Origin of the sequence: Paenibacillus sp. ClWae2A (assembly GCF_032452295.1) — a bacterium.
Taxonomy (GTDB): domain Bacteria; phylum Bacillota; class Bacilli; order Paenibacillales; family Paenibacillaceae; genus Paenibacillus.
In genome coordinates this window covers 1,023,175-1,036,390 of the sequence record NZ_JAULSQ010000002.1, presented here as the reverse complement: position 1 = coordinate 1,036,390, position 13,216 = coordinate 1,023,175, and the positions used below count along the sequence as shown (strand labels likewise).

Sequence of the window (13,216 nt, the reverse complement as noted above, 5' to 3'; positions counted from 1 at the left end):
CCTACTTTTCCGAAAGCCATTTTTTCAGTTCTGAAATGTCATCGTCTGAAAGCTTGTCACCGTCATACATGGCCGAAACCAAATTCTTGACTGAACCTTGATAGAGTCCATCAAGAACATGCTGCGTTTCCTGTAGTTTGTAATCTTCGGGCTGTAGAAGAGGTACATAATCATTGGTTCGTCCACGTTTCGTGACGGTAAGTGCGCCTTTATCCACCAACCGTGACAGAAAGGTAGACATGGTCTGCGCTTTCCACGCTTTCCCCTTCTCAGCAAATATGTCTAATAGTTCTGTGGAGGTGACCGGTGGGGCGCATGACCATATAACAACCATTAACTCCATTTCTGTTTCGGATAATTTTTGAATTTGGTTCACAGTGAACGCTCCTTAACATCGTTATGCGTCCATAACGATCGTATTACTACACTACGTAGTACGTATAAACTACTACAACTTGTAGTGGATAGTCAAGTTATCCTGATAGATGATTGCCAAACCATGTTATAATATAGGTCATTAATAGAAGAACGATGTAGGAGTGAATGATCATTACAGCATATCAATTACCTGCTCTCTATGAGCAGAAGCGAGTTTCAATGCACGAGATGGAAGAGATTGTACGCCTGTTGTCCCAGACACCGCTATTATACGATGATGGACAGAGCATTCAGGTTCAGGATTACATGGGAGGCTTGGAGGTCGAACTTGAGCATGAGGTACGCCGTGCAGTGACCGAGTTATATGAACTGGCTGTTCAGGCTTGCCGCGCCTTCGTCGATCCATTGGCGTACGAGCAACTTCAGGATGCGCTTGGGTTACAGGCTGAATTATGGCAGGAGGAAGTGCTTACTCTTGCGAAGTGGATGGATTGGCTGAAGCAGATCAGTGAAGGGAAGAGAACACTGCCAGAGTACAACTTTACAGCCATGCTTGGCAATCTGCCAGACGGATTCATGATCCATGATTTTTATGATGAACTCCGATATCAGCTGGAACAAAACCCTGCACACGCATGGGCAATCGAAGAGCGGGATCGCTTGTACGCAGCCCTGGGTGTGAAATAAATTAAACCAAATGGTTACCGGCGGTGTTTAATCTAATATCTGCATTTTGCATGCATAGAAACATTCCAATCTATATCTTGCGAAATCTTTACCCAGTATGGGAAATGAGGGGATACCGTGAAGAAGGTTGTATTAGCTGGTGGAACGGGATTTGTCGGACAGGATTTTGCCCAAAGATTCAAGAAACTGGGTTATGAGGTATTGATCATCTCGCGTCAGCCCGGTCAAATTGCTTGGGAGGATCGTGCAGGAATCATAGAGGCACTGGAAGAAGCAGAAATGTTGATTAACCTGGCAGGTAAATCGGTGAACTGCCGTTATACGGAGGAGAATCGCAAAGTCATTCTGGAATCCAGAACCCGGACAACGCGCATTCTCGGCGAAGCCGTCCTGGCTTGTAATCAACCTCCCGAACTATGGATTAATTCGAGTACAGCAACCATATACAGACATGCTGAAGATCGTCCCATGACGGAAAAAGAGGGCGAGATTGGCTCTGGCTTCTCGGTTGACGTTGCCAAGGCATGGGAACAGGCTTTCTTTGAATTCAGTCTGCCGTCTACGCGTCAGATTGCACTGCGGATTGCGATTGTGCTGGGCGAAGGTGGTGTGATGGTGCCCATGACAAACCTCGTCCGTTTTGGACTGGGAGGATCGCAAGGCACAGGAACACAGCAGTTCAGCTGGATTCATATCGAGGATCTCTTCCGCATGGTAATCTATCTGCAAGAGCATCCACACTTGAATGGTGTGTTCAATGCGTCCTCTCCACATCCGGTTACGAATCGTGAGCTCATGGCACGTCTGAGAGAGCAGATGGGTGTTCGGATCGGCCTGCCTTCTCCTCGCTGGATGCTTGAACTGGGCGCACGTTTCATTCAGACCGAGACGGAACTTGTTCTCAAGAGTCGTTGGGTGATTCCCGAACGAATGGAGAGGGAAGGATTCACTTTCACATACGGTACACTGGATACCGCTCTTGCCGAGATTCTGAATAAGAAGAAATGACAGCACAGTATAAATAATAAAACACAACAGGGAGGGCAGAGGCATCTGCCCTTCTATTATATATTTCAAAGCTTCTATTTTGATGGCGTTTCGCCATTCAAGGTGAGGTGTAAATTTCATTTAAATCAGTCAGATGAACAGAAAGAGGTTGGGGAAATGCAACTTAGAAGAGTAAGGATCGCGGGAACAGGGAAGTACCTGCCGGAACAGGAAGTCACCGATGAAGAACTGGATCGCCGCTTGGGCGTGCCTGCGGGCTGGGTTAGCAAAGCCACAGGTGTAGGTGTACGCCATTATGCTTCGGGTGAAGAAACCTCCTCTTTCATGGGCGCGCGGGCTGCGGAAGCTGCACTGGCGGACGCAGGATTACAATTCAGTGATATCGACTGTCTGGTGTGTACCAGTGGCACGAAGGAACAACCGTTGCCAAGTACGGCGGTATTTATCCAGCAGGCCATGGGGCAGCAAGATTCGGGCGTACCTGCTTTTGATATGGATGCAACCTGCCTGAGTTTCCTGAACGGACTCGATGTGATCTCCTATATGGTAGATGCCGGACGTTACCAGCGAGTACTGCTTGTAGCCACAGAGATTGCCTCAGCGGGACTAAATTGGTCGGATAAAGAAAGTGCGGCCCTGTTCGGAGATGGAGCGGCCGCTGTTATTATTGAGCGTTCGCCTGAAGGGTCATCCTCACAGATTGTACATGCTTCCCTTCGAACCTACAGCCGAGGTGCTCGCTTCTCGGAGATTGCAGGTGGAGGTACACGGCTGCATGCTTCGAATTATAAGGCAGATCAGCCTGAACCCTACCTATTTCATATGGATGGACAGGCGATCTTCCGCATGGCTTCCAGACTTTTGCCTGGATTCATTGGTGATATGTTGCAGGCGACCGGAAATCAGATGGAGGACTTCCAATTGGTTATTCCCCATCAGGGGAGCGCCATGGCGATGAGACTGATCCGCAAGAAACTTGGGATTGCTGAAGATCGGTTTATGGACATCACACGAAATCACGGCAATACAATTGCGGCATCGATCCCGATGGGTCTGCATGAAGCGATTAAACAACAGCGTATTCAGCGGGGAGATCGGGTGTTGATGATTGGCACGGCTGCCGGATTATCATTGGGAGGACTCATTTTTGACTACTAGATCTGGGGAAACCGGACATCGTACAGCTGCTTCTCTTCGTGTGCTGCTTACAGGCGGAAGGGCTCCCGTAACGCTCGATCTGGCACGCATGCTTCATCGGGCAGGCCATCGGGTCTATGTTGCGGAGAGTGCGGTACGGCATCTGACCAGATTATCTCGTGCAGTGGAACAGTGCGCTGTGGTCCCATCGCCGCGTCATGACACAGGTGCTTATCTGGCAGAGCTGGAACGGTTGGCACAGGATTGGCAGATCGACCTGTTGATTCCAATGTGTGAAGAAGTCTTCTATGTTGCTCAAGGGGCAGACAGACTACGTGCATATTGCCGTGTTCTGGTTACAACTCTGGAGCAGCTGCATGAGCTGCACCACAAATATGATTTTATCCAGCTTGCAGGGTCACTCGGTCTTTCCGTACCAGATACGCGTCTAATCAACAGTCGACAGGAATGGATGGAAGCTCAGTCTGTTCTGGAAACGATGGGGGATTGGGTATGGAAACCGGTGTATTCCCGCTTTGCTGCCAAAGTTCGCATGCCAACACTAATGACTGATGAGGCTAGGGCAGGGACGGATCAGGAAGGAAACATAAGTGAAAAGAAGCGTCGACCTATCCGTAACGACCCAGCGGAAGAAGGGGAATTATCCTCTATTTCACCTTGGGTTGCACAGGCCTACATTCCTGGTCAGATGTTATGTACATACAGCATAGCGCATGAAGGGCAACTGGTTGCACATGCCACCTACGACAGCCGCTATCGTACAGGAAGCGTGGGAGCCAGTGTCTTTTTTGAACAGGTGGAACATGAAGATGCCCTTGCGTGGGTGAGACAATTTGCCCAGGCAACGGGTTTTAGTGGACAGATTGGGTTTGATTTTATAGAAGGTCCGGATGGGCAAGTATATGCAATTGAGTGTAATCCGAGGGCAACGAGTGGGATTCATCTGTTTCACCCCGGAGATGACTTGGTGCGTGCACTGACTGAACCGGAGACGTTGGTCAAAGAAAGAAGAATGATCACGCCCGCACGGGGCAGCAAAGCCATGCTCATGCTTCCCATGCTGGGAAGCGGGGTTCAGCAGATCTTCGGCAAAGGAAAGTTCCGGGCATGGATAGCAGCGTGGCGTGGCACCAGGGATGTGGTCTATGCACGACAGGATCTTCAACCTTTAATGGAACAATTCGGAGTGGTGCTGGCCGCATGGCGTCTGGCAAGATCGCAGAAGTGCTCGCTGACTGAAGCTTTGACTCATGACATAGAATGGAACGGTGAACAACAATGAACAGAGCATTGGTTACAGGAGCTACGGGATGTCTGGGCAGGCATCTCGCGATACGACTTGCCAAAGAGGGATGGGAAGTCACTGGCATGGGCCGACAGCCAAAGATTGGTGCTGAACTTGAGTTGGCAGGAGTCCGATTCCTCAATGGAGATATACGGGATGAGGCTGCAATGAACAAAGCGTGTACGGGGCAGGATGTGGTGTTTCACTGCGCCGCTCTCTCCTCGCCATGGGGCCGATATCGTGACTTTTATAGCAGTAATGTGGAAGGGACGCAGAATCTTGTAGATGGCTGCCTGCATAATGAGGTACAGCGATTCATACATGTCTCAACTCCAAGTATATATTTTAATTACTTACCGCGATATGACGTACATGAGAATGACCCGTTGCCATCCAAACCAGCCAATCATTATGCAGCCACGAAACTTCTCGCAGAGCAGGTTGTGATGGAGGGGCATGCGAAGGGGCTCCCGTCGATCATGATTCGACCGCGAGCGATCTTTGGTCCGTATGATCAGACGTTATTTCCCAGAATTGTCGCAGCAAACGCAAAATCAGGCGTGCCGATGATCGGTGGTGGACAGGCATTAATCGATCTGACATGTGTGGATAATGTGGTAGACGCTTTGTTGTTGTGCCGTGATGTTGATGCCACAGCACTCGGCAGAGCCTACAATATCTCCAATGGCGATCCAAGGGCGTTTAATGAGTTGGTGGGCAGCCTGTTTAGCATGCTGGATATGCCGCTGCATCGTCGAAATATTCCTTATCGGATGGCATATGGAGCGGCAGCGTTGCTGGAGCGAGTTCATGGCTATATTCCTGCGTTGGGTGAACCTGCGTTGACACGGTATACAGTCGGCTCCTTATCCATCCCCCAGACGTTGGATATTACGGATGCACGGGAGCAATTGGGGTACGTCCCTCAGGTGTCCATTGAACAGGGTTTACAACAATTTGCAGACTGGTGGAGGGCTGAATCATGCTGACGACAACTCCGGTGGAACTATATTTGGGTGCGGCGGGTTACTGTACACATCCAGAGTTTCTGACGCTGCGTGGTGGTCGGTTGAGTCCGGTGCCTTTCCCGGCAGGGTTTGCCTGCATCATTCATCCCGTACATGGACCGATCCTGTTGGATACGGGATATAGCTCCCGCTTTTTTGAGGAAACGGCTCATCTGCCCAACGCACTGTATCGTCATATTACACCTGTGGTCTATCGTGAAGAGGATAGTGCCGTTCATTTTTTGGCTGGGCTTGGACTGAAAAATTCGGATATTCGGTATATCATCCTCTCGCATTTTCACGGCGATCATATCGCGGGTGTACGAGATTTCCCGGAGGCACAATTTATCTATTTGCCAAGGGCCTATGATGCTGTGCGCTTACTTGGTCCAATTGCGGCTGTAAAGGCAGGTTTTCTTGCCGGGTTGTTGCCCGAGAATTTTAAGGCCAGATCATTGCCTTTTATGTGTCAGCCTGAGCGATGGACGAGAGCGGGGAAAGAGTTCCCTTTTGATGAGGTCTACGATATCTTTGGTGATGGCAGTCTGCTGGGGGTGGATGTATCCGGTCATGCGGAAGGTATGATGGGACTCCTGCTGCGTACAGAAGAAGATGACTATTTTCTCTGCGCGGACGCGGTGTGGTCAAGTCGGGCTTTTCGTGAACAGCGCAGACCTCATGCGCTCGCGGGTATTATTATGTCTAATCGACAGGAATACCACCGTAACTTTGACCGACTGGTTCAGCTGCATCAGCAGTTTCCCCACATTCGGATTGTGCCGAGTCATTGCCGAGAGGTACTGGACGCTTGGGGTGCAGGAGGGCGGAAACGATGAGTAATGCCTTTCGTATAGTGGTTCATTATGCACTTGCACGTGGGCTGCGAACATGGAAAACACGAGAACAACTGGAGCGCTGGCAAGAGCGCCGGATTATTCGGCATGTCCATCAGATCCGTGCCCGATCTCCGTTTTACCGGAAGTGGTGGGGTGGCGTGGACGCATCCAACTGGAGAAGCTTTCCGTTGATTGACAAGTCAATCATGATGGAACATTTCGATACACTGAACACGGTGGGCATTACCAAGGCTGAAGCGATGGCTCTTGCAGGTGAAAGTGAAGAAACACGTAATTTCAAACCCTCCATACAAGGGGTGACGGTTGGACTGTCTTCGGGCACGTCAGGGAACCGGGGAATATTTCTGGTAAGTGATCGGGAGCAGGATGCGTGGACGGGTACGGTGCTGGCCAAGTTGCTGCCTGGTGGACTGTGGAAACCTGCCAAGATTGCATTTTTCCTGCGGGCCAACAGTAATCTGTATGAATCGGTGCAGCGTGGCAAATTGCAGTTTCAGTACTTTGATCTGCTGGAACGTGTGGAGACCTTGGTGAGACGGTTGGAAGAGTACCAACCTACCATATGGGTGGCTCCCCCATCCATGCTGCGTTTGTTGGCGGACGCCTATCTGGCAGGCCACCTGACGGCTGTACCGGATAAAATCATCTCGGTTGCCGAGGTGCTGGACCCCCTGGATCGCAAGGTGTTGGAGCAGGTCTTTGGACAAACCGTTCATCAAGTCTATCAGTGTACAGAAGGGTTCCTGGGTGCGACCTGTCGTTATGGCACACTTCATTTGAATGAAGACATCGTGCATATTGAAAAAGAGTTCATTGATCCCGCCACCCGGCGGTTCGTGCCCATTATCACAGACTTCTCCAGAACATCACAGCCGATTATCCGGTATCGGCTGAATGATATTCTGACCGAGGCGGCGATGCCATGTGCCTGTGGTTCCCCGTTTACCGCCATTGAGCGGATCGAAGGCCGCTGTGATGACACGCTTTATTTTTCAAACATACATACGGGTGAGGCAGTACCGGTCTTTCCGGATTTCGTCACTCGTTCGGTCATTGCGGCTTCACCAGATATTGAACATTATCGTGTGGTGCAACAAGGAGACGGAACAACGGAAGTGTCTCTTCGGCTTGGCGGGAGCGCAGTGATGGAGCAGGTCGAGACAGATGTACGGAGTCAACTCATGAAGCTGGGAGAGCGGCTTGAATGCAACTTACCTGAGATTAGATTTGTTCCGTATACGTTTGAACCGGGACTTACGAAGCTGCGCAGGGTGGAGAGAAAAGATAACGGAGTGGCGGATTAAGCAGCAGGGGCCGTGCGGTATAGGTAGGAACGGAAGTAAGTAATTTACCGAGGAAAGAAGGACACACCGTGACAGCAGAGGAACACTTAACAAAGGACGGCCAGGGGCGCATTAACACGGGTCTTGATGCAGTGAAGAAGACAAAGGAGAGAGCGAATGCTCCGGTGGCCTTAATTACGGGTACATCCAGTGGTTTTGGTATGCTTACCGCAATCACCCTTGCCAAGCAGGGATATCGCGTTGTTGCTACAATGCGTGACCTGAATCGAAGAGAAGAGTTGGTTAAACTGGCTGAACAGGCGGGGATAACCGAACGTTTGCAATATGTGCAACTGGACGTGACCGATTCTGAATCGGTGCAGAAAGCTGTGGGAAGCGCACTTCACAACAATGGCCGAATCGACATGCTGGTGAACAATGCAGGATTTGCGGTGGGCGGGTTCATTGAGGAAGTGTCAATGGAGGATTGGCGGCGTCAGATGGAAACGAATCTATTTGGATTAATCGCTGTGACACGTGCGGTCCTGCCTGTGATGCGTGAACAGAAGCAGGGGTTAATTATAAATTTGTCCAGCGTCAGTGGGTTGTCCGGTTTTCCGGGGTATGCGCCCTATGCTGCCTCCAAATTCGCTGTGGAAGGATTTACGGAAAGTTTGCGTCATGAGATGTCTTCGTTTGGTGTTCGGGTGGTATTGGTTGAGCCTGGCTCTTATCGCACACCGATCTGGAATAAAGGTTTGGGTGAGATTCACCGGAGCGAGGACTCTCCGTATAAGCATAAGCTGGACGCGGTTCTCCGTTATTCCAAACATGCGAGCGAGACAGCGCCTGATCCACAGGAGGTAGCCGATCTGATTGGCCGAATTGCACGGATGCGTGCACCAAGGCTTCGATATGCTTTGGGAAAAGGTTCGCGTGTGCTCATCATAGGCAAAGCTGTGCTACCCTGGAAGTGGCTGGAGTGGATCATTGCCCGTGGATTAAAATAGAGATTAGGCAGGAGCCGAAATTGTACAGTTTGCAGACGGGAGGGGTTAGCCATATTCGAATTCATCGTCATTATTTTACTTCTTGCGATTGTGGGTCTGCTCTTTCATATCAATAGCAAGCTGCCAGCGCGTGACCGGGTGAAGGAAGCAATGGAACGGGATCGGAATCAGAAACATAATCAGGATGCTCCAAATTAAAACGCGGAGGTTACCAATGAAAATTGCATTCGTTTTGTTTGATGGACTGACTTTTCTTGATTTTGCAGGGTTTTATGATGTGATCAATCGGTTGAATTTCTTTGAACAAACCAAAGGAACGACGTGGGAAACCTGTGCCATGACAGATCAGGTCACGGATGAGTCCGGTCTAACGTTGAAAGTGGATCGAGTGAAGCCTGACCTGTCTGAATATGATCTCGTGTTTTTTCCCGGGGGCATGGGAACGCGCAAGCTTCGATATGACGAGGCCTTCGTAGGTTGGCTGAAACAGGCAGCGTCTGTGCCTTTGAAGGTTTCGGTGTGCACAGGCTCTCTGCTGCTAGGTGCGGCTGGTTTTTTATCCGGCAAAAAAGCAACAACACATCCCCGTGCATATAATTTGCTTGAGCCGTATGTCGATGAGGTGATTCAGAAGCGGATTGTAAAAGATGGAAATGTAATTACGGCTGGTGGAGTAGCCACGTCCATTGACCTGGGGATTTATGTTGTTAGATTGCTTGCAGGGCAGGAAGCGGCAGCGAATGTAAAACTTCAGATCGATTATCCTTATGAGATGCAGGGAGTGGTCGAAGAATGAATGAAGGCCGAAAGCAAGAGACCTATATTATTAGCAATATTCAGCGGGATGAAGCAGACATCTACTGGCCTTTGCGACTGGAAGCACTGAAAACACATCCTGAAGCCTTCGGGGCTTCGTTTGAATTGTCCATTCAGATCCCCATGAATGAAGTGCAGGAACGCATACATAATGAGCCCGATGATTATATTCTAGGCGCATATACAACAGAAGGAACACTGGCGGGAATGATGGGTTTCAAAAGGGAACTCGGCCTGAAACTCAGGCACAAAGGCATGATCTGGGGTGTCTATGTTGCTCCGCCATATCGGGGAAGTGGGCTGGCTTCGCGTTTGCTCCGCGAGGTGCTGGATCGGGGAAGACATCTGGAGGGCATCAAGCAGATTAATCTGAGTGTAGTGACAACCAATGAATCAGCCCGACGTTTATACGAGCGATATGGGTTTGAAGTTTATGGCATCGAGCGTAACGCATTGGAAGTCTACGGTCAGGGATATGATGAGGCGCATATGAATTACTTTTATATGGAGCATTCAACATGGAATGAAGATATCACCACAGGAGGAGTCCAATGACAGATCATGTTGAACATAAGATCAATGGTGTTTCCTTTGTCTTAAAAGATTCTCATTCTTTTGATTGGTTACAGCCCTTGGGTACGGTCTTTCGCGTATTCGATCAGCAGGATTCAGGGAATCTCTCTTTTGGTATCGTACAGAAGGATGGAAAGAGATTGTTTGTAAAGTATGCGGGAGCACATACGATTCATGCGAATCATACGGGAAGTCCCCCGGAAGCCATTCGTAATCTGAAATCATCTGTTTCCGTTTACGAAGATTTGGCGCATGACACGTTGATTCGACTAACGGATCATTTTGCAACGGATGAGGGGTATGCCTGTGTATTCGATTGGGTGGAGGGGGAGAATCTTCATAATCACTGGAAATTTCCGCCTCCGGCTAAGTATGAAGATCCGCGTTCGCCCTATTATCGGTTCAGACAACTTCCGGTGAAGACACGTATTCAGGCGATGGAGCAGATTCTGAATTTTCATATCGAGGTGGAACGAAGAGGTTATGTGGCTGTTGATTTGTATGATGGCAGTCTGATCTATGATTTTGACAGAAACTTTATGAAGATCTGTGATATCGACTTGTATCGGAAGGGCTCTTTTACCAATACCATGGGTCGCATGTGGGGCTCTTCCCGCTTTATGTCTCCCGAAGAGTTTGAGCTAGGCGCACCCATAGATGTGGTTACCAATGTATTCAACATGGGGGCAATGGCGTTTGGGTTGCTGGGCGGGGAGAAAGATCGTTCTTATGCCAGATGGGATGCTGGAGAAGCGTTGTATCAGGTTGTGATGTGTGCAGTGAGCGACGAGCGGTCCGAGAGGTACGCAACGATTGCGGAACTCGGTGAGGCATGGAAAAAAGCTGCTTTGCAAGGTCAATGAGTGATTGGGCGGAATTTTCGCAAATATGCAAAATCCATTCGTATGTGCGTGTGAAATCCCGTATAATGGAAATTATTAAGGGGGTGCAGATGATGTGCAGATATGCCTTGTCAGGACCATATAAAGACATCTATGCATGTTTCATTTGTCGCAAATCATTTAAACAAGTTTCCAGACATGACCTGAGCCCTGAGGTGGTGGCACAACTTGAATATAAATGCCCGCAATGTGCCACATCTATGGTTAGCATGGGACACGATTTCCAGGCGCCCAAGCAAAATGATACCAAACAATGGACCAAAGTGATGATGCTGTACCGTCATGGTTATACCTATCATAATTGCGGGTGCGGGGCTGGATATCGTCCTGCAGAATTACGTCAATTATCCGAATTTCTGGAGCAGCAGGAAGCTGGTAAAGGCAGTGTAGGCGAACGATTATTGCAAAGGTTAACTTCTTAGTTATGGTTCCAAAATCCAACCTGTCGTCTATGGAAATGTTGAAAATACAGGTGAGTACTTTATATACGATCAACGAGCAGCAGCGTCTCATAAGCATTAACGAGCCGGGTGGTGGGCAGGCTCCAGCCATTTTTATCGGGTTGACTTCTGCCGGTTCACTGATTTATTACCATGAGCAGTTACCGCCGGATCTAATGGATGAGTTGGGTAAGGATTGCGAGCTTCCATTGGATATTCCGAAACTGATTCGCAAGGTGGGAACCTTTGAACCAGTTAACCATGTGTGGATGGGACCAGCTTATGCTTTTCCTGAGTCATCTAACGAATGGAATCTGAAGGTTCAATTGATTGGTGAGGGGCAGTGTTATTTGCTGGAAGAGCATTTCCCTGAATTAACAGATCACTTGCATGCAAAATGGCCTGTTTCCGCTTATGTTATTGGTGATTCTGCTGTAGCAGTATGCTGCTCCGCAAGGCTCTCCGATCATGGGGCGGAAGCAAGTCTGTATACAGCACCCGGTTATAGAGGACATGGATATGCAGCAGAGACGGTAAAATGCTGGCAGTATTATGTTAAGGAGCTTGGACGCATGCCAATCTACAGTACATCTTGGGATAATCTCGCTTCACAGCAAGTTGCCCGTAAACTGGGATTAATTCAGTTCGGTGTGGATTTCAGCATCACAACTGTTGATTTGAGGAAGGGCTGTGATGTCTGATGATCCGCACTTTCGTACAAAAGGATCTGCAGTATGTCATTGAAGCGCATATCCGAATCTATCGAAACGAGTATAATTATGATCATAGCTTTGCTGAATTTATCACCCATGCGGTGAATTCATTTGGACTTTCAGGCAATTACGCGAGGGAGATGTTATGGATTGTTGAGTTAGATCAGACAGCTTCCGGTTCCATAGGACTTACTCAGGTGAATGAAAATACGGCTCAACTGCGCTGGTTTCTGATCGAACCGGAAGCACGTGGTGCAGGATGGGGCGGGAAGCTTATCGAACAGGCAGTTCTTTTTGCAAAAGAAAAGGACTACACATCCGTGATCCTGTGGACCAATGAGTCTTTGATCGGCGCGCGTAGATTATATCAATTTGTGGGCTTTGAAGTGAAGGAAGTCCGAAAGCAAATTTTGTCAGGTCAGGAGCTTACCGAAGAACAATGGGAACTTGTTCTGTAGTTGGCCGGGGGCTTGAGCATGAAAGCGTATCTGTTGCGTTAACTCGTTGTTGAAAGGAGTGGTACAGTGAATCGCAGAAGACTGATTCTGGGTTTGTTATCCGTATACACAGCATTGACGGTAGCAGCATGTTCGACTCGGACAGAAAACCAAGCACTATCACCAACCATTGAAAGCAAGTTGCAGCAGATGGTTAGCGATCCTGTCCTTCTGACCAGCAGTAATCCCAATGATTATATTGATGGTAACCGTGAGGCTTACGAGGACATCCTGAATACGGGTGAGGCCGGACTGCTTCACCTGCTACAGCAACTCGAATCCAGTCCGGATAATGGTCTTAAGGAATGGATCATGGCTCAGGCAAGTACTGAACTGCTTGGAGAGCATAACCCGGTAGAGGCGTGGCATAGTGGCAAGGACTGGCTCAGACAGTATAAAATGAGCGTAGAATAATGGCTTATCTTCTCTATAGTACCTGACTTAGCGGAAGTAATGGAGGGGGCGGAATCGATTCTGAAGAAGCGATAGCGTTCGCCTTTGTCTCCGAATTTATACATCTATAAGGTTATTTAAGAAAATTTGGAGACAACAGCGATCAGAAGAACGATCCGTAACCGGAATGGTTCCCGCAAGCCGTCAAG

Annotated in this window: 16 protein-coding genes; 15 read left to right on the top strand and 1 reads right to left on the bottom strand. The window is 49.0% G+C overall.

Annotated features, from left to right (window positions below):
* Nucleotide 1: 1 nt before the first annotated feature.
* On the bottom strand, nt 2–376 hold the full coding sequence (locus QVE09_RS10815) for a BlaI/MecI/CopY family transcriptional regulator (protein ID WP_315936808.1): 375 nt from the start codon (nt 374–376) through the stop codon (nt 2–4).
* A 167-nt stretch (nt 377–543) separates the two neighbouring features.
* Here QVE09_RS10815 and QVE09_RS10810 point away from each other — a divergent pair, with 167 nt between their 5' ends.
* The 15 genes from QVE09_RS10810 (at nt 544) to QVE09_RS10740 (ending at nt 13,028) form a co-directional block, all read left to right on the top strand.
* On the top strand, nt 544–1,065 hold the full coding sequence (locus QVE09_RS10810; RefSeq protein WP_315936807.1) for a hypothetical protein: 522 nt from the start codon (nt 544–546) through the stop codon (nt 1,063–1,065).
* Between the two features lie 117 nt (nt 1,066–1,182).
* Nucleotides 1,183–2,073: a TIGR01777 family oxidoreductase gene (locus QVE09_RS10805; protein ID WP_315936806.1), complete on the top strand. Its 891-nt coding sequence runs from the start codon at nt 1,183–1,185 to the stop codon at nt 2,071–2,073.
* Between the two features lie 156 nt (nt 2,074–2,229).
* Nucleotides 2,230–3,231, top strand: coding sequence for a beta-ketoacyl-ACP synthase III (locus QVE09_RS10800; protein ID WP_315936805.1), 1,002 nt, complete (start codon nt 2,230–2,232; stop codon nt 3,229–3,231).
* On the top strand, nt 3,221–4,513 hold the full coding sequence (locus QVE09_RS10795; protein ID WP_315936804.1) for an ATP-grasp domain-containing protein: 1,293 nt from the start codon (nt 3,221–3,223) through the stop codon (nt 4,511–4,513). The genes QVE09_RS10800 and QVE09_RS10795 overlap by 11 nt, the downstream gene beginning before the upstream one ends.
* Complete coding sequence (locus tag QVE09_RS10790; RefSeq protein WP_315936803.1) at nt 4,510–5,505, top strand: NAD-dependent epimerase/dehydratase family protein; 996 nt, start codon at nt 4,510–4,512, stop codon at nt 5,503–5,505. The genes QVE09_RS10795 and QVE09_RS10790 overlap by 4 nt, the downstream gene beginning before the upstream one ends.
* The gene (locus QVE09_RS10785; RefSeq protein ID WP_315936802.1) at nt 5,499–6,359 is read left to right on the top strand and encodes an MBL fold metallo-hydrolase; all 861 of its coding nucleotides are present in this window, start codon (nt 5,499–5,501) and stop codon (nt 6,357–6,359) included. Before QVE09_RS10790 ends, QVE09_RS10785 begins: the two co-directional genes overlap by 7 nt.
* Nucleotides 6,356–7,684 carry a F390 synthetase-related protein gene (locus tag QVE09_RS10780; RefSeq protein ID WP_315936801.1) on the top strand — a complete coding sequence of 443 codons (1,329 nt, stop codon included), beginning with the start codon at nt 6,356–6,358 and terminating at the stop codon, nt 7,682–7,684. Before QVE09_RS10785 ends, QVE09_RS10780 begins: the two co-directional genes overlap by 4 nt.
* Before the next feature lie 68 nt (nt 7,685–7,752).
* Nucleotides 7,753–8,673, top strand: coding sequence for an SDR family oxidoreductase (locus tag QVE09_RS10775; protein ID WP_315936800.1), 921 nt, complete (start codon nt 7,753–7,755; stop codon nt 8,671–8,673).
* A gap of 214 nt (nt 8,674–8,887) precedes the next feature.
* Nucleotides 8,888–9,469, top strand: a complete 582-nt coding sequence (locus QVE09_RS10770) for a DJ-1/PfpI family protein (protein WP_315936799.1) — start codon at nt 8,888–8,890, stop codon at nt 9,467–9,469.
* Nucleotides 9,466–10,044: a GNAT family N-acetyltransferase gene (locus QVE09_RS10765; protein WP_315936798.1), complete on the top strand. Its 579-nt coding sequence runs from the start codon at nt 9,466–9,468 to the stop codon at nt 10,042–10,044. Before QVE09_RS10770 ends, QVE09_RS10765 begins: the two co-directional genes overlap by 4 nt.
* Nucleotides 10,041–10,925, top strand: a complete 885-nt coding sequence (locus QVE09_RS10760; protein WP_315936797.1) for a serine/threonine-protein kinase — start codon at nt 10,041–10,043, stop codon at nt 10,923–10,925. The genes QVE09_RS10765 and QVE09_RS10760 overlap by 4 nt, the downstream gene beginning before the upstream one ends.
* Nucleotides 10,926–11,014: 89 nt before the next feature.
* The gene (locus QVE09_RS10755; protein WP_397387023.1) at nt 11,015–11,386 is read left to right on the top strand and encodes a hypothetical protein; all 372 of its coding nucleotides are present in this window, start codon (nt 11,015–11,017) and stop codon (nt 11,384–11,386) included.
* Between the two features lie 50 nt (nt 11,387–11,436).
* Nucleotides 11,437–12,105 (top strand): GNAT family N-acetyltransferase, encoded by a 669-nt coding sequence (locus QVE09_RS10750; RefSeq protein ID WP_315936796.1) that lies wholly within the window; start codon nt 11,437–11,439, stop codon nt 12,103–12,105.
* Complete coding sequence (locus QVE09_RS10745) at nt 12,105–12,575, top strand: GNAT family N-acetyltransferase (RefSeq protein ID WP_315936795.1); 471 nt, start codon at nt 12,105–12,107, stop codon at nt 12,573–12,575. Before QVE09_RS10750 ends, QVE09_RS10745 begins: the two co-directional genes overlap by 1 nt.
* A 66-nt stretch (nt 12,576–12,641) precedes the next feature.
* Nucleotides 12,642–13,028: a hypothetical protein gene (locus QVE09_RS10740; protein ID WP_315936794.1), complete on the top strand. Its 387-nt coding sequence runs from the start codon at nt 12,642–12,644 to the stop codon at nt 13,026–13,028.
* The last annotated feature ends 188 nt before the right edge of the window (nt 13,029–13,216 follow it).

Bases quoted from the DNA above. Each gene is read 5' to 3' on its own strand.
- QVE09_RS10810 (WP_315936807.1), top strand. From the start codon at position 544: ATGATCATTACAGCATATCAATTACCTGCTCTCTATGAGCAGAAGCGA.
- QVE09_RS10800 (WP_315936805.1), top strand. From the start codon at position 2,230: ATGCAACTTAGAAGAGTAAGGATCGCGGGAACAGGGAAGTACCTGCCG.
- QVE09_RS10790 (WP_315936803.1), top strand. From the start codon at position 4,510: ATGAACAGAGCATTGGTTACAGGAGCTACGGGATGTCTGGGCAGGCAT.
- QVE09_RS10785 (WP_315936802.1), top strand. From the start codon at position 5,499: ATGCTGACGACAACTCCGGTGGAACTATATTTGGGTGCGGCGGGTTAC.
- QVE09_RS10780 (WP_315936801.1), top strand. From the start codon at position 6,356: ATGAGTAATGCCTTTCGTATAGTGGTTCATTATGCACTTGCACGTGGG.
- QVE09_RS10770 (WP_315936799.1), top strand. From the start codon at position 8,888: ATGAAAATTGCATTCGTTTTGTTTGATGGACTGACTTTTCTTGATTTT.
- QVE09_RS10765 (WP_315936798.1), top strand. From the start codon at position 9,466: ATGAATGAAGGCCGAAAGCAAGAGACCTATATTATTAGCAATATTCAG.
- QVE09_RS10760 (WP_315936797.1), top strand. From the start codon at position 10,041: ATGACAGATCATGTTGAACATAAGATCAATGGTGTTTCCTTTGTCTTA.
- QVE09_RS10755 (WP_397387023.1), top strand. From the start codon at position 11,015: ATGATGTGCAGATATGCCTTGTCAGGACCATATAAAGACATCTATGCA.
- QVE09_RS10745 (WP_315936795.1), top strand. From the start codon at position 12,105: ATGATCCGCACTTTCGTACAAAAGGATCTGCAGTATGTCATTGAAGCG.